The sequence below is a fragment of the Shinella oryzae genome (assembly GCF_023038235.1).
Classification (GTDB): Bacteria; Pseudomonadota; Alphaproteobacteria; order Rhizobiales; family Rhizobiaceae; genus Shinella; species Shinella sumterensis.
On sequence record NZ_CP081988.1, the window covers coordinates 1,065,625 to 1,084,520 of the forward strand.

Consider the following 18,896-nt stretch of genomic DNA (forward strand, 5'->3'; position numbering starts at 1 on the left):
TGCCGGCGAGTTCCAATGTCGCATGAGAGGACGATGCGCAAACTTCCCGGCCTGTCGGCCATGAAGGTTTTCGAAGTGGTTGGCCAGACCCGCAGCTTCACGCGGGCCGCCGAGCGGCTGAACCTGACGCAGAGCGCCGTCAGCAAGCAGATCAAGAGCCTGGAAGACGATATCCGCGAGCCGCTGATCATCCGGCACCATCATCGCCTTGAGCTGACGCCGGCCGGCGCCGCCTTGCTCGAAACCGTGCAGCAGGCATTCCACGATATCGAGACCTCGCTGCGTGGCATTGCCGACAAGCAGAACCGCAACCGGCTGCGCATCAACGTTCCCGCGACATTCGCCCGGCGCTGGCTGATGCCGCGGCTTGCCGATCTCAGGCGCACCCTGCCCGACATCGATCTCAGCATCGGAACCGAGGCCGCAGACAGCCTTGCGGAGCGCGGTCTTCTTGATTGTGCCATCCGCTTCGGCGACGGCGAGTGGCCCACGCTCGATGCCAGCCTGCTGATCAGCGAGGAACATATCGCCGTCGCAGCCCCCGGCCTTGTCGACGGCAGGCCGCTTGCCTCACCCGCCGACCTTGCGCAATTCACCTTCCTGCATGTGCTGGCTGCCCCCGACCAGCGCTATCTCACCTGGCGGCACTGGCTCGACGCAGCCGGCTTTCCCGAACTCGACACCAGCCACGGCCTTGAATTCGACGTGCTCGACCTCGCAATCGAGGCGGCGCGCGCGGGCCTCGGCGTCACCATCGCCGACCGCTGCATGGTGGCCGCCGATCTGGCTGCCGGCACGCTGCGCCAGCTCTTCGATATCGCCGTCGACGGCCATGAATCCTACTGGCTCGTCACCCGTCCCCGTGCCGTGGTCTCACCCGCACTCGCCGCATTCCGGACCTGGCTCTTCGCGCAAGCCGGGCGGGCCGGCTGAGGCCTCGAGCATTCCCCGGCGGAATACCTCACCCGAAAATTCCTCGTTTGCGCATTTCTACCGCCCCCGCGACACTTGCCCGGCGGACTGGCGCGGGGAGAGGCGTCGTGCGCCGCTCGCTCATCCTCTCCCGGCCATCCTCCAGCGAAGAGGGCGCCAGCCGAGATGGGACATATGCGCGAATTCCGCAACTTCATTGCCGGCCGCTTCGAGCGGGCCGCCTCGTCCGAAGAGATTCCCGTGCGCAATCCCGCGACGGGCGAGGTCATCGCCACCCTGCCGGCCACAAGCGAGGCGGAGGCGCTTTCCGCTGCCACCGCCGCGCGGCGGGTGCAGCCCGCATGGCGCGTCCTGCCCGCCATCGCCCGCGGCGACGCCTTACGCCGGCTGGCCGATGCGCTGACCGCCCGGGCCGGCGAGATCGGCGCGGTGCTCGCCGCCGAATCCGGCAAGAGCCTTGACGATGCGACCGGCGAAGCGACCTACGGCGTCGAACTGCTGCGCTACCACGCCGAATGGGCGCGGCGCATCGAGGGCGAGGTCATCGAGAGCGACAATCCAGACGAGACGCTCATGCTGCGACGCGAGCCCATCGGGGTCGTCGCCTGCCTCATCCCGTTCAACTATCCGATCTATACGCTGGTGCGGAAGATCGCGCCCGCGCTGATCGCCGGCAATGCGGTCCTCGTGCGGCCGAGCAACAACACGCCCCTCTCCGCCCTGGTCTTTGCGGAGGCGGTGCAGGCGGCGGGCCTGCCGGAGGGGCTCGTCAGCATTCTCGCCATGAACCACGACACCGCCCGTGCGCTCTGCACCCATCCGGCCGTGGGCATGATCACACTGACCGGCAGCGTGGCCGCGGGGCAGGCCGTCCTCGATTACTGCAAGGAAAACATCGCCAAGCCCTCGCTGGAACTGGGCGGCAAGACGCCTGTCATCGTCGAGCACGACGCCGATATCGACGCTGTGGCGGCGATGATCGTCGCAGCCAAGACGAACCATAGCGGCCAGGTCTGCACCAGTCCGGAACGGCTCTATGTGCACGAGGCAGTGCATGACCGTCTGCTCGCGAGGCTGAAGGAGGCCTTCGCCGCACGGACCTTCGGCGACCGTGCGGAGGATGCCGCGCGCATGGGCCCGCTCGTCAGTGACGCCGCTCGACAGCGCGTCCATGCCATGGTGGAGCGCGCGCGAGCAGCGGGCGCGCGCGTCGAAGTTGGTGGTTTCCTGCCCGAAGGCGCGGGTTTCTTCTATCCGCCCACGCTGCTTTCCGACTGCCAGCAGGATATGGAAATCGTGCGCGAGGAGGTGTTCGGCCCGGTTCTCGCCATGCTGCGCTATGCTACCTTCGAGGAGGCGCTGGCGCTGGCGAACGACCATCAATATGGCCTCAGTGCCGTGCTCTTCACCGAGAGCTATCGCAAGGCCATGCGCGCCGCAGCGGCTGTCGAGGCCGGCGAACTCTACATCAACCGCCTGCCCGCCGATCCCTATCAGGGCTTCCATGCCGGCTGGAAGAAATCCGGCCTTGGCGGCGACGACGGCAAGCACGGCATGCTGGAATTCACACAAACGCGGCTCGTCGTGTTCAAGCACTGAGCGCGCCCATCGATTTCACGAAGACGGGGGAACCCATGAAGATCGCCTCTCTCACGACCCATATCGTCGCGGTGCCGCCGCCGCATATCGGCGGCATGTACTGGATCTTCGTGCGGCTGCGCACCGAATGCGGCATCGAGGGCGTGGGCGAAATCTACGCCACCGCCTTTCATCCGGCCGCGATGACGGCGCTGATCGACGACGTCTTCGAGCGTTACCTGCTGGGCCATGATCCGCACCGGATCGAGCGCTTCTGGCGAGCGGCCTATTCCAGCGGCTTCACCCAGCGCCCCGACCCCACCATGATGGGCATCATCTCCGGATTGGAGATCGCCTGCTGGGATATTATCGGCAAGGCCGCCGGCCGGCCGGTCTGCGATCTGCTCGGCGGCACGGTGCATGAGAAGTTGCGCGCCTATACCTATCTCTATCCCGTGAATGCGGCCGGCGAATATGATTACAACGACCCGGACCTTGCCGCCGACTATGCGGTGAAGATGGTCGAGATGGGCTTCACCGCCGTCAAGTTCGATCCGGCCGGCCCCTATACGGATTACTCCGGCCATCAGCTCTCGCTCGCCGTGATGGACCGCTGCGAGGCGTTCTGCCGCAAGATCCGCGACGCCATCGGCTCGCACGCCGATATCCTGTTCGGCACACATGGCCAGATGGTGCCCTCCTCGGCGATCCGCCTCGCGCGGCGCCTGGAGAAATACGATCCGCTCTGGTTCGAGGAGCCGGTGCCGCCCGGCCAGGAGGCCGCGATGGCAGAGGTCGCGCGGGCGACCTCCATCCCGATCTCGACCGGCGAGCGGCTGACGACGAAATACGAGTTCCAGCGCGTTCTTGAGGAGAAGGCCGCCTCGATCCTTCAGATGAACGTGGCGCGTGTCGGCGGCCTGCTGGAAGCCAAGAAAATCGCGGGCATGGCAGAGGCGCAATACGCGCAGATCGCGCCCCACCTCTACAACGGCCCCGTCGGCGCGGCGGCCAGCATCCAGCTTTCGGCAGCGACCCCGAACTTCCTTATCCACGAGGCCATCGTGGATTTCTCGGGCTTCCACGCCGAGATCCTGAAGACGAAGCTCTCCGTGGAGGACGGCTACATCATTCCGTCGCGCGAGCCCGGCCTTGGCGTCGAACTCGATCTCGACGTGGTGGAGCGCCACTCGCCCTATACCGGCGCGCGCCTTCACCTGCAGATGGCAAGCGAGCCTGCCGACGTGAAGGCGCTTGCCCCGGCGCGGGGCTGAGGGCGCGGCCATGCAATACGACTATATCGTCGTCGGTGCCGGATCTGCGGGATGCATCCTGGCGAGCCGGCTCAGCCAGGACGGCCGGCATTCCGTGCTCGTGGTCGAGGCCGGTGGCAGTGACCGTTCCTTCTGGTTCCAGATCCCCGTCGGCTATGCGCGCAGCTACTACGATCCGCGCGTGAACTGGATGTACCACAGCGAGCCGGAAGGTGCACTGAACGGCCGGCGGGTCTACGTGCCGCGCGGCAAGGTGCAGGGTGGGTCGGGCTCGATCAACGCCATGATCTTCGTGCGCGGGGCGAAAGCGGATTTCGACGATTGGGCCCGCGCGGGAAATCCCGGCTGGGGGCATGACGACGTCCTGCCCTATTTTCGTCAACTCGAAAGCCATGCCGGCGGAGCATCCGAGTGGCATGGCGCCGACGGACCGATCCATGTCACGCCGATGCGCGGCATGACGCATCCGATCAGCGACGCCTTTCTCGAGAGCTGCCGCGCGCTCGGCCTGCCCATGAACGCGGATTTCAACGGAGCGGACATCGAGGGCGCCGGCGTCTACGATATCAACACGAACAAGGGCCGGCGCTCCCATTCCAGCGCGGAATATCTGCTCCCGGCACTACACCGCGCCAATCTGGCGATCGAACGGGACGCGCTGGTCGAGCGGCTGACCTTTGCGCAAGACGGCCGCGTCAGCGGCATCGAGGTCGTCCAAAACGGCGCGAAGCGCCGCTTTACCGCACGCCGCGAGGTGGTGCTGGCAGCCGGCGCCATCGGCAGCCCGCAGATCATGCAGCTTTCCGGCCTTGGCGACGGCGACCGGCTGAAGGATCTCGGCATTGCCGTGCGCCGGCATCTGCCCGCCGTAGGCCAAAACCTTCAGGACCATCTGTGCGCCAGCTACTATTACCGCGCGACGATCCCGACGCTGAACGGCGCATTCGCCAGCCTGTTCGGCCAGGCGCGGCTCGGGCTGCAATATCTTCTGACCCGCAAGGGTCCGTTTGCGATGAGCGTCAACCAGGCGGGCGGTTTCTTTCGCGGCGCGCCGGACGAGGCAGCGCCGAACATTCAGCTCTATTTCAACCCTCTCTCCTACCGCACTCCAGCCGAGCCGAAGGCAGGGCTGAAGCCCGAGCCCTATCCCGGCTACCTGATCTGCTTCAATGCCTGCCGGCCGCAAAGCCGCGGCAGTGTGACGATCACCTCTGCCGAGCCGCATGTCGCGCCGGCGATCCGGCCCAACTACCTCTCCACCGACAGGGACATCGCGGACGTGTTGCAGGGCAGCCGGCTGGTGCGGCGGATCGCGGCACAGGCCGCGCTCGCCGCCGTGACATCGGAGGAAGTGTCTCCCGGACCCGCAGTTGATGGTGACGCGGCGCTGCTGGCCTATTTCCGCGACAATGCCGGCTCGATCTACCATCCGTGCGGCACCTGCGCGATGGGCCCGGATGCCGGCACGGCGGTCGTCGACAGCAGGCTACGGGTGCATGGCGTGGCGGGCCTGCGCGTGGTCGACGCGTCGATCTTTCCCAACATCACCGCCGGCAACATCAACGCGCCGACCATGATGGTGGCGGAAAAGGGCGCCGCGATGATCCTCGAAGAGGCACGCTAGGCGACACCATCGCGTAGAGAGATTGTCTACACGCCGAGACGCATTTGGCCCAAGTCTCTGCTGCCAGCCCACCCAATAGACAATTTGACCGCCATCCTCTGGCAGACTTTCGGCACATCAGAGGAGGCCTTCATGACCGCCACATTCGCCCGTCCCGCTTTTCACGAAGCCCTTGCCCGGCTTGCCGATCCACATTTGTTGCGCAGCCTCGCCTATGTCGATGGCCGCTGGGTGGCGGGGCGTGATGGCGCAAGCTTTGCGGTGACGGACCCCGGCTCGGGCACAACGCTCGGCTGGGTCGCGGCGCTCGACAGCGCGCAGGCGGATCAGGCGATTGCCGCCGCAAGCAGCGCCTTCCCGGCATGGCGGGACCGGCTGCCGCAGGAGCGTGCGAAAATTCTGCGCAAATGGCACGACCTGATGCTGGAGGCCCGCGAGGACCTCGCGCTGCTGATGACGCTCGAACAGGGCAAGCCGCTGGCCGAATCCCGCGGTGAGATCGACTATGCGGCGTCCTTCATCGAGTGGTATGCCGAGGAAGGAAAGCGCCTCAACGCCGAAAGCGTCACCAGCCACCTTCCCGGCGCAGAGATGATCGTGCGCCGCGAGGCGCTCGGCGTCGCCGGCATCGTCACGCCGTGGAATTTCCCGTCCGCCATGGTGACGCGCAAGGCCGCGGCAGCGCTCGCCGCCGGCTGCACCGTCGTCGCCCACCCATCCAGTGAAACCCCGCTCTCCGCGCTCGCGCTTGCCGAACTCGGCGAGCGGGCCGGCCTTCCCGCCGGCGTCTTCAATGTCGTGACGGGCGACGCCGCGACCATCGTCGGGCGGATGAATGCCGATGCCCGCGTGCGTGCTCTCAGCTTCACCGGCTCGACGGAAATCGGCAAGCTGATCGCCGGCCAGTGCGCCCCCACCATGAAGCGGCTCGTCATGGAACTCGGCGGCCACGCGCCGCTGGTCATCTTCGCCGATGCCGATATCGACAAGGCCGCCGATATCGCGATCAACGCGAAATTCGCGACCTCCGGGCAGGATTGCCTCGCCGCCAACCGCATCTACGTCGAGCGCCCTGTGCTTGCCGCCTTCACCGCCGCCTTCAAGGCCCGCATCGAGGCGCTTAAGGTCGGCGGCGGGCTGGAGGACGGTGTCGAGATCGGCCCGCTGATGCACGAACGCGCCGTCGCCAAGGTGGAGGAACAGGTGGCCGACGCTCTCGCACGCGGCGCGACGCTGCTGACAGGCGGCAGCCGCCACCCGGCCGGCCCGCTGTTCTACACGCCGACACTCCTGGCTGGTGTGACGGACGACGCGCTGATCATGCGCGAAGAAACCTTCGGCCCGGTCGCCGGCATCAGCGTCTTCGACAGCGAGGCGGAGGTGGTGGCGCGCGCCAACGACACCGAATATGGCCTCGTCGCCTATGTCGTGACCGAAAACGGCGCCCGCCAGATGCGGCTTGCCCGCGCGCTGGAATACGGCATGGTGGCGGTCAACCGCGTGAAGATTACCGGCGGCCCGATCCCTTTCGGCGGCTGGAAACAGTCCGGCCTCGGCCGCGAAGGCTCGCGCCACGGCATGGAGGCCTTCACCGAACTGAAATATCTCTGCATCGACACGGCTGCCTGACCGCGCCGGACACCAACCTCTCCATCGTCATCCTCGGGCTTGACCCGAGGATCTATGCACCGCCCGGGTTGTGGATCCTCGGGTCACGCCCGAGGATGACGGAGGAAGAGTGTAACGTTTGAAACAACGACTTCGAAAGGAAATACCATGCTCGACCAACGCAATGAACTGAACGCCTGGGACCGCGATCACTTCTTCCACCCCTCCACCCATATGGGCATGCATGCGCGCGGCGAAACGCCGACCCGCGTCATCGGCGGCGGCGAAGGCGTCTACATCACCGATACCAGCGGCAAGACCAGCCTCGATGCCTTTGCCGGTCTCTACTGCGTGAACGTTGGCTACGGTCGCCAGAAGATCGCCGACGCGATCGCCGAGCAGGCCAAGAACCTCGCCTATTACCACGCCTATGTCGGCCACGGCACGGAAGCGTCGATCACGCTTGCCAAGATGATCATCGACCGCGCGCCCGAGGGCATGAGCCGCGTCTATTTCGGCCTGTCCGGCTCGGACGCCAATGAAACCAACATCAAGCTCATCTGGTACTACAACAACATTCTGGGCCGCCCCGAGAAGAAGAAGATCATTTCCCGCTGGCGCGGCTATCACGGCTCCGGCGTCATGACCGGCTCGCTGACCGGCCTCAGCGTCTTCCACAATGCCTTCGACCTGCCGCGCGCACCCGTTCTGCACACGGAGGCCCCCTATTTCTATCGCCGGCCGGACCGCTCGATGGACGAAGAGCAGTTCGCGCAGTACTGCGCCGACAAGCTGGAAGAAATGATACTGGCCGAGGGGCCGGACACGGTGGCGGCCTTCATCGGTGAGCCGATCCTCGGCACGGGCGGCATCGTCCCGCCGCCGAAGGGCTACTGGCAGAAGATCCAGGCCGTGCTCGACAAGTACGACATCCTCCTGGTCGCCGACGAGGTCGTGACGGGCTTCGGTCGTCTCGGCACGATGTTCGGCTCGGATCATTACGGCATGAAGCCGGCGCTGATCACCATCGCCAAGGGCCTCACCTCCGCCTATGCGCCGCTCTCCGGCACCATCGTTTCGGACAAGGTCTGGGAGGTCCTCGTCAAGGGTTCCGACGAGCTCGGCCCGATCGGCCACGGCTGGACCTACTCGTCGCATCCGATTTGCGCTGCGGCCGGCGTCGCCAATCTCGAACTGGTCGATGAACTCGGCCTCGTGGAGAACGCCGGAACCGTCGGCGCCTATTTCCGCAGCGAACTCGCCAAGGCCGTGAGCGACCACAAGCATGTCGGCGACGTGCGCGGCGATGGCCTGATGGCGGCAGTCGAATTCGTCGAGGACCGCGACGACCGCGTCTTCTTCGATCCTGCAAGGAAGATCGGACCGCAGGTCTCGGCCGCGCTTCTCGAGCGCGGCGTCATCGGCCGCGCCATGCCGCAGGGCGATATCCTGGGCTTTGCGCCCCCGCTTTGCCTGACGAAGGACGAGGCCGATATCGTCGTGAAGGCGACCGCCGACGCGGTGAAGGCCGTGCTCGGCTGACGTGACAGCGCGAGGGCCGTCATCCGGCGGCCCTTGCTCCTTGACGATAGAAGAAAGCCGCCACGGCGCATTCTCCTGATGACAGGAGGGAATACAGGCAATATACAGTCAATACCCGTTTGACTGGAACCTGTGACGTGAAGACCTGGCATCCCGATCTCGGTCGAAGCAGCAATCCCCTCTACATGGCAATCGCCGACCTGATCGAACTGGACCTGAAAAGCGGCCAGCTTTCGCCCGGTGACAAGCTGCCGACCCATCGTGATCTCGCCCGCCGGCTCGCCATCGACGTCACCACCGTGGCGCGCGGCTATGTGGAGGCGCAAAAGCGCGGGCTCGTCCAGTCCCATGTCGGCCGCGGCACTTTCGTCACCGGCACCGAGAGCCCGAGGGCGAACCCGCCGGTCGCGACGCCTCCCGACGGCCGCCGCGCGGCGGTTATCGACCTCTCCATGAACATGCCGCCCGAGCCGGACGACCCGGCGCTCATCGCGCGCATGCGCGAAGGCCTTGCCACCGTTTCGGCCGATCTTCTGCCGCTCCTGCGCTACCAGGGTTTCGGCGGCGCCGCGATGGACAAGGAGGCGGCCGCGTCCTGGCTTGTACGCCGCGACGTGCGTGCGCCGGCCGAGCGCATCTTCGTCACGCCGGGCGCGCACCCGGCCCTGCTGGCTATCCTTTCAATACTCGCGAAGCCGGGCGAGACGGTGCTTTCGGAAAACATCACCTATCCGGGCCTGCGCTCTATCGCCGCGCAACTGCGGCTCAGGATCTGCGGCCTGCCGATGGACGCGGATGGCATCCTGCCCGATGCCTTCGCCGAGGCCTGCAAACGCGAGCAACCGAGAGCGCTGTATCTCAATCCGACCCTGCAAAACCCGCTGACGTTGACCATGTCGCAGGCCCGGCGGCAGGCGATCGTGGACATCGCGCGGCATTACCGGGTGCCCGTAATCGAGGACGACGCCTATGGCTTCCTGCCGACGGGGGGCCCGGCGGCGCTGGCCTCGCTTGCTCCCGAGCTGACCTGGTATATCGGCGGGCTTTCAAAATGCATCGGCGCTGGACTGCGCGTTGCCTACGTTGCGGCACCCGATGACAGCCGTTCCCTCTGGTCCTTCGCGGGCGCCATGCGCAGCGGCAACGTCATGGCCTCGCCGCTGACAACGGCGCTTGCCACCCGCTGGATCGGCGACGGCACGGCGGATGCGATCCTCGCCTTCCTGCGCGCGGAAGCCGCCGCGCGGCAGGAAATCGTTGCCGGGCTGCTGCCTGCGGGAAGCTACGGCGCTGACGCCGTCAGCTTCAACATATGGCTGCCGCTGCCACATGGCTGGACCCGTTCCATCTTCAGCGCCCATATGCGCAGCTGCGGCTTGGGCGTGGTCGCAAGCGACGCCTTCACCGTGGACGGCACGCCGCCCGAAGCCGTGCGCGTCTGCCTCGGCGGGCCCATCCCGCGCGCGCAGCTGCAATCCGCGCTGGAATTCATGGCGCATGCGCTGGAAGGGCCGCCGGAAATGGCCGGCTCCTTCTTCTGACGACCTGCGTCATCATGTCTAATCGACAGATTGACAGGATGCGCACATCTATATGACTGCATTTAATGACAGGATTGAACGGTTCCGAAAGGCATGTGTCATGAGTGAGACCTATCCCGCACTTCCGCCCCTCCAGACGGGCATTCGCGGCCGGTGTCCGCGCTGCGGCCAGGGTCACCTGTTCAAGGGTTTCCTCAAGATGGCGCCGCGCTGCGAGGCCTGTGGGCTTGATTACGCCTTCGCCGATCCCGCCGATGGCCCCGCCTTCTTCGTCATGATCTTTGCCTGTATCCCGAGCGCGGCCCTCGCCGTGTGGCTGGAGGTGAATTACAATGCGTCGCTGTTGACGCAGCTCTTTGTGACCGGCCCCTTCATGCTGCTCACCTGTATCCCGCCTTTGCGCCCGCTCAAGGGATGGCTGGTCGCGAGCCAATATTTCTACAAGGCGGAACAGGGCCAACTCGTACGCCGGTCCGAGAACACCTGACCCTACCCTGTGTCGTGCCGGCCATGCCGGTGCGACCGTCTGGTCCTGCCGTGAAACCGCGAGTGCGGTCACAGCCCGCCGACCTCAGACGCCTGACGGCTGTCCTGCCCCTATTGCCGTTCTGTTCATGCGTCGCCGCCGCTGTTTGGCTCGAGCGTGGCTGATGCTGCGTCGGTCCATGCTGCCCCAATGCGGCAAACACAAATTCCATCTCTTTTATAGACTTCTTTTCGGAACGTTCTTTTCCGTTCACGGCCCCGACGCAAACCGCATGCCTCGCGGGCGGACAGGCAATGCCCGTAAGCTCTGGCCCGTAAGCTCTGGCCCGTAAGCTCTGGCCCGTAAGCTCTGGCCCGTAAGCTCTGGAACGAAACAACGGCGGGCGCATTACAACGCCGCTGCCGGCTCCGCCGGGCGTGAAGACGGCCACGTTAACCATTTGTTAACCAAACTGCCGGACCCTCGCCGACCTGGGGCTCGATATCCGAACGGAAGGAGACGCCGAATGACACTGATGACGATGCCGGGCAAGATGAGGCAGGACGGCCAGCACACGTTCCTCGTCATGCGCGACGAGCGCAAGTGCCAGGCGGTCTGCATCGTCGATGACGGCACGATCGGCGACGTCACCACCAAGCTCGGCCTCATCGAGGCCATTGCCAGCCGCAAGCTCGCGGACGGCGAACTCGCCTTCGACGGGCGCGTCTGGATCACCCCAGCCGACATGCCCGTGCCCGCCGCCATATCCTGAGCCCGATCTTGAGCCCGGGCGGACCGGATATGGTGGAGAGCTTGTACGACGCGGTACGGGAGAGATAGGCCGGCCGCTGCAATTCGGATATAGCAGGTCGCCACCGATCTGACGCTGCCCGGAGAGCGCCCCGCATGAAACTCGACGCCATCGACCTGCGCATCCTGGAAGCCATCCAGGAGAACGGGCGCATCACCAAGCTGGCGTTGGCGGAGAAGGCGGGCCTGTCTCCCACGCCCTGCTGGCTGCGGCTGCGCAAGCTTGAGAAGGCCGGCATCGTCACCGGCTATCACGCGCGCGTGGCGGTGCGGCGTGTCGCGCCGGTGGCGAGCGTCATGATGGAAGTGACGCTGGCAAATCACCGGCAGGCGGATTTCGAACGCTTCGAGCGCGCCGTCGCCGCCACGCCGGAAATCGTGGCCTGCTGGTCCGTCGGCGGCGGCGTGGATTATATCCTGCGTATCATGGCCCCCGATATCGACGCCTATCAGCGGCTGGTCGACGGCCTGCTGGACCGCGAACTCGGCATCGACCGCTATTTCACCTACATCGTCACCAAGACGGTGAAGGAGGAAACGGTGCTGCCGCTCGCGACCCTCCTGCCAGCGCGCGACTGAAACGCAAGGCAAACGCCTGAAAGCAGAACGCCCGGGCGCAAGACCCGGGCGCTACGGCCCCGCCTTGGCGGGACCATACGATGGTGTGCGGCTTATTCGGCCGGCTGGAGCACCGGAACCTCTTCGGGCAGCGGGAGGGCATTGCCGTTCAGCGCTTCGTTGAGACGCTCCACGTCAAGCTCGTTTTCCCAACGGGCCACGACGATGGTCGCGACCGCGTTGCCGACGAAGTTGGTGAGCGCGCGGCATTCCGACATGAAGCGGTCGATGCCGAGGATCAGCGCCATGCCGGCGACCGGCACGGAGGGAACGACCGACAGTGTCGCGGCGAGCGTGATGAAGCCGGCGCCGGTGATGCCGGCAGCACCCTTGGAGCTCAGCATGGCGACGAGCAGAAGCAGGACCTGATCGGCGAAGGACAGCTGGATACCCACCGCCTGCGCGATGAACAGAGCCGCCAGCGTCATGTAGATATTGGTGCCGTCGAGGTTGAAGGAGTAGCCCGTCGGGATGACGAGGCCGACGACCGAGCGCTTGCAGCCGGCCTTTTCCATCTTCTGCATCAGGCCGGGAAGCGCCGCCTCGGAGGACGACGTGCCCAGCACGAGCAGCAGCTCTTCCTTGATGTAGCGGATGAGCGCGATGATGGACAAGCCGTTGTAGCGCGCGACCGCACCCAGCACGACGAAGACGAAGAGGAACGACGTGATGTAGAAGGTGGCGATCAGGAAGGCGAGATTGGCCACCGAGCCGATGCCGTATTTGCCGATGGTGAAGGCCATGGCCCCGAAGGCGCCGATGGGCGCAGCCTTCATCAGGATGGCGACCAGACGGAAGATCGGGCTGGTCAGCGACTGGAGGAAGTCGACGACCGGCTTGCCCTGGTCGCCTACCATGCCGAGCGCGACGCCGAACAGCACCGAGAAGAACAGAACCTGCAGGATATCCCCTTCGGCGAAGGCGCCGACGATGGTCTGCGGGATGATGTTCATCAGGAAGCCGGTGATGGTCGATTCATGCGCCTTGGTGGCGTAGGTCGCCACCGCATTGGCGTCGAGCGTGGCCGGATCGATATTCATGCCCGCACCCGGCTGCACGACATTCGCGACGAGCATCCCTACGGCGAGCGCCAGAGTGGAAAAGGTGAGGAAGTAGATCATCGCCTTGCCGGCAACGCGCCCGACCTTTTTGAGGTCCGACATGCCCGCGATACCGGTGGCGACCGTCAGGAAGATCACCGGTGCGATGATCATCTTGACGAGACGGATGAAGGCATCGCCGAGCGGCTTCAGGCTGGCGCCGAAATCCGGATAGAAGTGGCCGACGAGCATGCCGGCGACGATGGCGACGATCACCTGGAAATACAGGTGACGATAAAATGGGAGAGGTGTGCGCGGATGCGTATCGACAGCCGAGATCTGCATGATTTCCTCCTGTGACACCCCAACCGGAAAACCGGCTCTTCCCGGGGTGGTTTGCTGAACATGACATTTCTTCAGCAAGGGCTGTGCCAGATCACGAACTTGGATTTAAATCATTGAAATCAAAATATAATCTTGTGGCATCAGCAACCGATCGCTCAGCAATGTGCGATAATCCGCACGAATTTCATTGAGCTCTGTGCGGATTTGTGCTCGAAATGGCCGATGGAAACATCTGCGGCGAGCCCCGACCAGACAGAGCTTTCGCGCATCGCGCGGCGGCAATGGCTCGCCTTTGCAGTCGTGCTGCTGTTTGCATTAATCGGTGCGCTCCATGCCGCCGGTCTTTACGGCCGCGCCTCCGCGCTGGCCGGTCTGGAGGAGCAGGGCCGCACCGATGCCAATCTGAAGGTCGCGCTGCTGCGCGCCGTGCTGGAGCGCCCACGCGCCCTGCCCTTCCTTCTTTCGCGCGACCGCGATCTCGCCGATGCCCTGACCGCCACCGATCCTGCGCCGCGCGCCACGCTTGATCGCAAGCTGGAGGAACTGGTGGCCGGCACCAGTGCCGCGGTGATCTATGTGATGGATGCGGCCGGCATGACGATATCGGCCAGCAACTGGCGCGAACCGACGAGTTTCGTCGGCAACGACTATTCGTTCCGCCCCTATTTCTTCCGCGCGATGCAGGACGGCACGGCGGAGCATTTCGCGCTCGGATCCGTCAGCAAGCGGCCGGGTCTCTATATCTCGCACCGGATCGGCCCGCCGTCCGCGCCGCTCGGCGTCGTGGTCGTCAAAATGGAATTCGACCAGCTCGAACAGGACTGGCATGAAACGCAGCGCCCCTCCTATGTGGTCGATCCCGGCCATGTGGTGCTGATCACCAGCATCCCGTCCTGGCGCTTCATGACCACGCAGCCGCTGCCCGCCGAAAACCTCGCGGCCATCCGCGAGAGCCTTCAGTTCGGCGAGGCCCCGCTTTTGCCGCTGCCCTTCATGCCCACGGCCGACGACAACATCATTCGCGTCGTCGAACCGGGCGGCGGAAGCGAGAACTATCTGCGCATTTCAGTACCCGTGGCCACAACGCCCTGGCGGTTCGAGTATCTCGTACCGGTGACGGAGGCGGTTGCGGCCGGACGGCGTCAGGCACAGTTGCTGGCCCTGCTCCTCATCGGCGCGGCCACCATTGCCGCCGCGATATGGCTGCGCCGCCGCCAGACCGCGCTTGCGGGCGCGGTACGCGACCAGGCGGCACGCGAGGAGCTCGAGCGCCGGGTGGTGGAGCGCACGCGTGACCTCAGTCTCGCCCGTGACCGCCTGGAGGCCGAAATCGTCGATCACCATCGAACCGAGACGCAATTGCAGGCCGTGCAGCAGGATCTGGTGCAGGCCAACCGGCTTGCCATCCTTGGCCAGGTGGCCGCCGGCGTGGCGCATGAGATCAACCAGCCGCTCGCCACCATCCGCGCCTATGCCGACAACGCCAAGGTCTTCCTCGGGCGCGGCCGCACGGAGCCAGTGGCGGAAAATCTCGATCATATCGCCGGCCTGACGGACCGCATCGCGACGATCACGGAAGACCTGAAGGCGTTGGCGCGCAAGGGCCGCTCGGGCGAGGAGCCGGTCAACCTGCGCGCAGCTCTGGACGGCGCCGTCCTGCTGCTGCGCAGCCGCTTCACCGGCCGTCTCGATCGCCTGATCATCGCCCCCTTCCCGGCCGGCCTGGAGGTCATGGGCAACCGGCTTCGGTTGGAACAGGTGTTTATCAACCTCTTCCAGAACGCACTGGAAGCGGTTGCGGAAAAGGCGGACGGCCGGGTGGATGTTACCGTCGAGGAAAACGGGACGGAAATCGCCCTGACGGTTGCAGACAACGGTCCCGGCCTTTCAGACACGATCCTCGCCTCCCTGTTCGAGCCCTTCAACACGTCCAAGGAGGCAGGCCTGGGGCTCGGTCTCGTCATCGTCAAGGACATCGTTTCCGATTACGGCGGCCGGCTGGAGGTGGAAACGGACACGCGTGGTGCCAGATTCCGCGTGCATCTCAGAAAGGCTGCGCCATGAGCACACCCGTTCTCCTTATCGACGACGACGGGCAGTTGCTGCACGCGACCGCGCAGACGCTGGAACTGGCCGGCTTCGACGTGACGCCGCTTGCCCGCGCGACCGATGCCCTCGGCTCTATAGACAGCGGCTTTGCCGGCGTCGTCGTCTCCGATATCCGCATGCCGGGCATGGACGGGCTGCAACTTTTCGAGCGGATCCGCGCAATCGATGCCGAAATACCGGTGATCCTCGTCACCGGCCACGGCGACATCCCGACGGCGGTGAAGGCCATCCAGGACGGCGTCTACGACTTCATCGCCAAGCCTTTCCCGGCCGAACGCCTGATCCAGTGCGTGCATCGCGCCGCCGAAAAGCGCAACCTGGTCATGGAGAACCGCCGCCTGAAGCACGCTGCCCGGCAGGCAGAGGATGATTTTCCGCTGATCGGCCAGACCATGGCGATGGACCGTCTGCGCCAGACGCTGCGCCAGATCGCCGATACCGATGTCGACGTGCTCGTGACGGGCGAGACGGGCAGCGGCAAGGAGGTGGTGGCGCGCCTGCTGCATGGCTGGAGCCGGCGCTCGAAGGGCAATTTCGTCGCGCTCAACTGTGGCGCCCTGCCCGAACAGGTCATCGAGAGCGAACTGTTCGGCCACGAGCCCGGCGCCTTCACCGGCGCGCAGAAGAAGCGCGTCGGCCGCATCGAACATTCCAGCGGCGGCACGCTCTTTCTCGACGAACTGGAAAGCATGCCGCTTTCGACGCAGATCCAGATGCTGCGCGTTCTCGAGATGCGTGAAGTAACCCCGCTCGGCACCAACGAGGTGCGTCCCGTCGATATCCGCATCGTTGCGGCCGCCAAGGTCGATCTCGCCGACCCCGAACAGCGCAAGACCTTCCGCGAGGATCTCTATTATCGCCTCAACGTGGTGTCGCTGACGATCCCGCCGCTGCGCGAGCGGCACGAGGATATTCCACTGCTGTTCAGCTATTTTGCAGAGCGCGCGGCGCGGCGCTTCCAGCGTGAAGCCCCGCCGCTGTCCGCCGCCATCCTCAAACATCTGGCCGAGCACGATTGGCCCGGCAACGTGCGCGAACTTTCCCATTTCGCAGAACGCGCCGTGCTGGGCATGATGCCGCCCGCCGCGCCGCAAACAACGACCGCGCCTGCCGGTGGTGACGGTGGCACACTTCCCGAACGGCTGGAGAGGGTGGAGGCGCAAATCATTCGCGATACGCTGTCCGCCCACGGCGGCGACGTGCAGGAGACGATCGCCGCACTCGGCATTCCACGCAAGACTTTCTACGACAAGCTCCAGCGCCACGGCATCGTGCGCCGCGACTTCACGCAGAAAACGGACGGCTGAGCGATCGTCATCGCCGCACCATCCGAACGCCGAAGCGAGCCGGCGTCTCGTGGCTTAGAACAGGGCGTCCTCGAAGAGATCCTCGTCGCTGCCGGCGGCAGCGGGTGCGGCCGTCGGCTCGGCGGCCACGCCGAAGATGCGGGCGTGCACATCCCGCTCGGACACCATCGTATAGGTCTTGGCAATCCGCGCACCGAGATCGGCCAGCACGGCTTCGAGGCCGGTCGTATCCGGCAGCTCGGGCCCGCTGAGATCGCCCGCCCGCGCCGTGCAATCCGCGAGGACATCGCCGAGTTCGGCATTGAAATCGAGGCCCTCCACCATGCGTCCGGCCGTTGCGGTGACATCGACCGCGCAGGCGCGCAGGGCCGTCATATCCTCTTCCATGCGGTCACCGGTCTGGCGCAGATGGCCGAGGACGTCTTCAAGCCGCGCATCGAGCGAGTCACCGGCCGCAGCGCCGACGGCGCCAAGCTTGCCGGCATCCTCTTCAAGCGATTGCAGCGCCGTGAGGATGCGCTCCGCCGTCTCGTCGAGCTGGCTGGAGAAACTGCGCAGCTCCGCCGTGACGACATTGATCGCGCGGCCTTCCTCGCCGAGCTTGCTGCAGCGCAGATTGGTGTTGAGTGCCATATACTGGATGTCGGTGCGCACCAGCTGGATGGTCTTCACGCCGTTGAGAAGTTCGCGCACCGTGGCGACCGTGCTTTCGCCAAGGGTGTTGGCCTTGTCGGCCACTTGCTCGATGTCGCGCACCACCGCACGCGCAGCGGCGATATCCGCCTCCAGCGTGCGCATCGCGCGGTCGGCGGACGCGCCGTCGCCCGCATCCATCTCCCGATAGAGCGTCATGAGACTATCGACATCGGCGCCGAAACTGCGGATCGTCTGGACGACGGTGCGGCATTCGCGCTCGAAATCACGCGCGATTTCCGCCAACTGGGCGTGGACGAGATGGCGGATGAACTGCGTCAGGCGCGCCGATGCCTCCTTGTCGAAGCCCCCCGTCGTCAGCTCCGCTTCGAGCATCGTCAGGGCCGACTGGCAGTGTTCGATGCGTTGGCGCGTGATGTCGCCGATCTGCATGGCCGAAAGCGTGGTTGCCACTTTGCCCTGCACGCCGCGAGCCAATGCGCCGACCTTGCCGGCCAGCTGTGAAAGATGCCGGCGCTGCGTGCCGAGATCCGCGGCGTTGCGCGAAAGGTTGCCGGCGATATCGGGCACGCTGCTGCGGAAGCGCTCCAGCGCATCTCCGCCACCGGCCGAGGCGCTGGAAATGACGGTGCCGAGCGTGCTGATCTTGCTGCCGAGGGCGTTGACCTCTCGCGTGCCGAACTGAATGCGTTCGAGGATTTCTTCCGCAAAGCCGGCAAAATCGGGGATCGCGGCGCCGGTGATCTTGGCTGTGGTGGCGAAGGTGCGCAGGTAGCGCAACGTCTCCTGCATGGCGGCGATGTGGGTGCCGAGGGATTTTTCGGTGAGCGCCACACCGGCAAGCCGCTGCTGGCGCGTCTCCTCGATGCCGGGCAAGGCCGTCAGCTGGTCGATCGTCGCCAGGAGGCGCGCCGTGGTGGCTTCCGTCTCATCGCCCCCCAGCGAACCGGAGAGGTTTTCCAGCGACGCCACGAGCCGGTTGAGCACGTCGAGCACGCCGAGCAGCACGACGCCGCCATCGAGAAAGCGTTGCTCGATACGAGAACGCGCGCCTTCGAGCCGCGATACGAGTTCGGCTTCATTCGTCTGCTGCTCAAGCCGCAATGCGCCCGCTGTTCCTGACACGCCATACCCCATCTTCAAGAATCCCAGAGCCGACGCTAAGGCAAACAATGTAACGGCCAGTAAATTCGGATTCCCTCATAGAGGCGAAAACGCCCTTTTGGGCCTCCGACACGCATTATGCGCCGCTTGCACGCATCCCTAGAATTAGTGGTTCATAAATAGTATTAACTATATCTAATTTACGTGATTTCCCATATTATTCAAATATTTGATCGTATATTCTAGATCCATTGAATAATGATTTTCTTTTTACATTCCCCCCAACTGGTGGATTTCGCCTCTCCAAATTCACAGTTCGTTAAGCATGAGCTGGGAATTTGCA

General features: G+C 65.1%; 14 protein-coding genes. 12 read left to right on the forward strand and 2 right to left on the reverse strand.

Going from position 1 to position 18,896, the window contains the following annotated elements; all coding sequences use genetic code 11:
* The first annotated feature begins 33 nt into the window (after positions 1-33).
* The 10 genes from K6301_RS21255 to K6301_RS21300 all read left to right on the forward strand — a co-directional run bounded on the left by K6301_RS21255 (position 34) and on the right by K6301_RS21300 (position 11,955).
* Complete coding sequence (locus tag K6301_RS21255) at positions 34-933, forward strand: LysR substrate-binding domain-containing protein (RefSeq protein WP_247220831.1); 900 nt, start codon at positions 34-36, stop codon at positions 931-933.
* 174 nt (positions 934-1,107) lie between these two features.
* The gene (gene aldA, locus K6301_RS21260; RefSeq protein ID WP_247220832.1) at positions 1,108-2,532 is read left to right on the forward strand and encodes an aldehyde dehydrogenase; all 1,425 of its coding nucleotides are present in this window, start codon (positions 1,108-1,110) and stop codon (positions 2,530-2,532) included.
* A 35-nt stretch (positions 2,533-2,567) separates the two neighbouring features.
* Positions 2,568-3,785 carry a mandelate racemase/muconate lactonizing enzyme family protein gene (locus K6301_RS21265; RefSeq protein WP_247220834.1) on the forward strand — a complete coding sequence of 406 codons (1,218 nt, stop codon included), beginning with the start codon at positions 2,568-2,570 and terminating at the stop codon, positions 3,783-3,785.
* Positions 3,786-3,795: 10 nt separating this feature from the next.
* A complete protein-coding gene (locus tag K6301_RS21270) occupies positions 3,796-5,409 on the forward strand; it encodes a GMC family oxidoreductase (RefSeq protein WP_247220836.1) in 1,614 nt (537 codons plus the stop codon).
* Between the two features lie 132 nt (positions 5,410-5,541).
* Positions 5,542-7,038 (forward strand): NAD-dependent succinate-semialdehyde dehydrogenase, encoded by a 1,497-nt coding sequence (locus K6301_RS21275; protein WP_247220837.1) that lies wholly within the window; start codon positions 5,542-5,544, stop codon positions 7,036-7,038.
* Positions 7,039-7,185: 147 nt separating this feature from the next.
* Positions 7,186-8,559, forward strand: a complete 1,374-nt coding sequence (locus K6301_RS21280) for an aspartate aminotransferase family protein (RefSeq protein WP_247220838.1) — start codon at positions 7,186-7,188, stop codon at positions 8,557-8,559.
* Between the two features lie 137 nt (positions 8,560-8,696).
* Positions 8,697-10,100, forward strand: coding sequence for an aminotransferase-like domain-containing protein (locus K6301_RS21285; RefSeq protein WP_247220839.1), 1,404 nt, complete (start codon positions 8,697-8,699; stop codon positions 10,098-10,100).
* 100 nt (positions 10,101-10,200) lie between these two features.
* Entirely contained in the window at positions 10,201-10,587 is a 387-nt protein-coding gene (locus K6301_RS21290) for a DUF983 domain-containing protein (protein ID WP_134651013.1), read from the forward strand.
* A gap of 505 nt (positions 10,588-11,092) precedes the next feature.
* The gene (locus K6301_RS21295; RefSeq protein ID WP_247220840.1) at positions 11,093-11,338 is read left to right on the forward strand and encodes a hypothetical protein; all 246 of its coding nucleotides are present in this window, start codon (positions 11,093-11,095) and stop codon (positions 11,336-11,338) included.
* 134 nt (positions 11,339-11,472) lie between these two features.
* Positions 11,473-11,955 carry an Lrp/AsnC family transcriptional regulator gene (locus K6301_RS21300; RefSeq protein WP_134651015.1) on the forward strand — a complete coding sequence of 161 codons (483 nt, stop codon included), beginning with the start codon at positions 11,473-11,475 and terminating at the stop codon, positions 11,953-11,955.
* Positions 11,956-12,047: 92 nt separating this feature from the next.
* On the opposite strand, the gene K6301_RS21305 is transcribed toward K6301_RS21300, so the two are convergent.
* The gene (locus tag K6301_RS21305) at positions 12,048-13,379 is read right to left on the reverse strand and encodes a dicarboxylate/amino acid:cation symporter (RefSeq protein ID WP_247220841.1); all 1,332 of its coding nucleotides are present in this window, start codon (positions 13,377-13,379) and stop codon (positions 12,048-12,050) included.
* 222 nt (positions 13,380-13,601) lie between these two features.
* On the opposite strand from K6301_RS21305, the gene K6301_RS21310 reads away from it, so the two are divergent.
* Positions 13,602-15,443 carry a sensor histidine kinase gene (locus K6301_RS21310; RefSeq protein ID WP_247220842.1) on the forward strand — a complete coding sequence of 614 codons (1,842 nt, stop codon included), beginning with the start codon at positions 13,602-13,604 and terminating at the stop codon, positions 15,441-15,443.
* The gene (locus tag K6301_RS21315; protein WP_247220843.1) at positions 15,440-16,795 is read left to right on the forward strand and encodes a sigma-54-dependent transcriptional regulator; all 1,356 of its coding nucleotides are present in this window, start codon (positions 15,440-15,442) and stop codon (positions 16,793-16,795) included. The genes K6301_RS21310 and K6301_RS21315 overlap by 4 nt, the downstream gene beginning before the upstream one ends.
* 54 nt (positions 16,796-16,849) lie before the next feature.
* On the opposite strand, the gene K6301_RS21320 is transcribed toward K6301_RS21315, so the two are convergent.
* Complete coding sequence (locus tag K6301_RS21320) at positions 16,850-18,574, reverse strand: type VII secretion target (RefSeq protein WP_247220844.1); 1,725 nt, start codon at positions 18,572-18,574, stop codon at positions 16,850-16,852.
* Between the last annotated feature and the right edge of the window lie 322 nt (positions 18,575-18,896).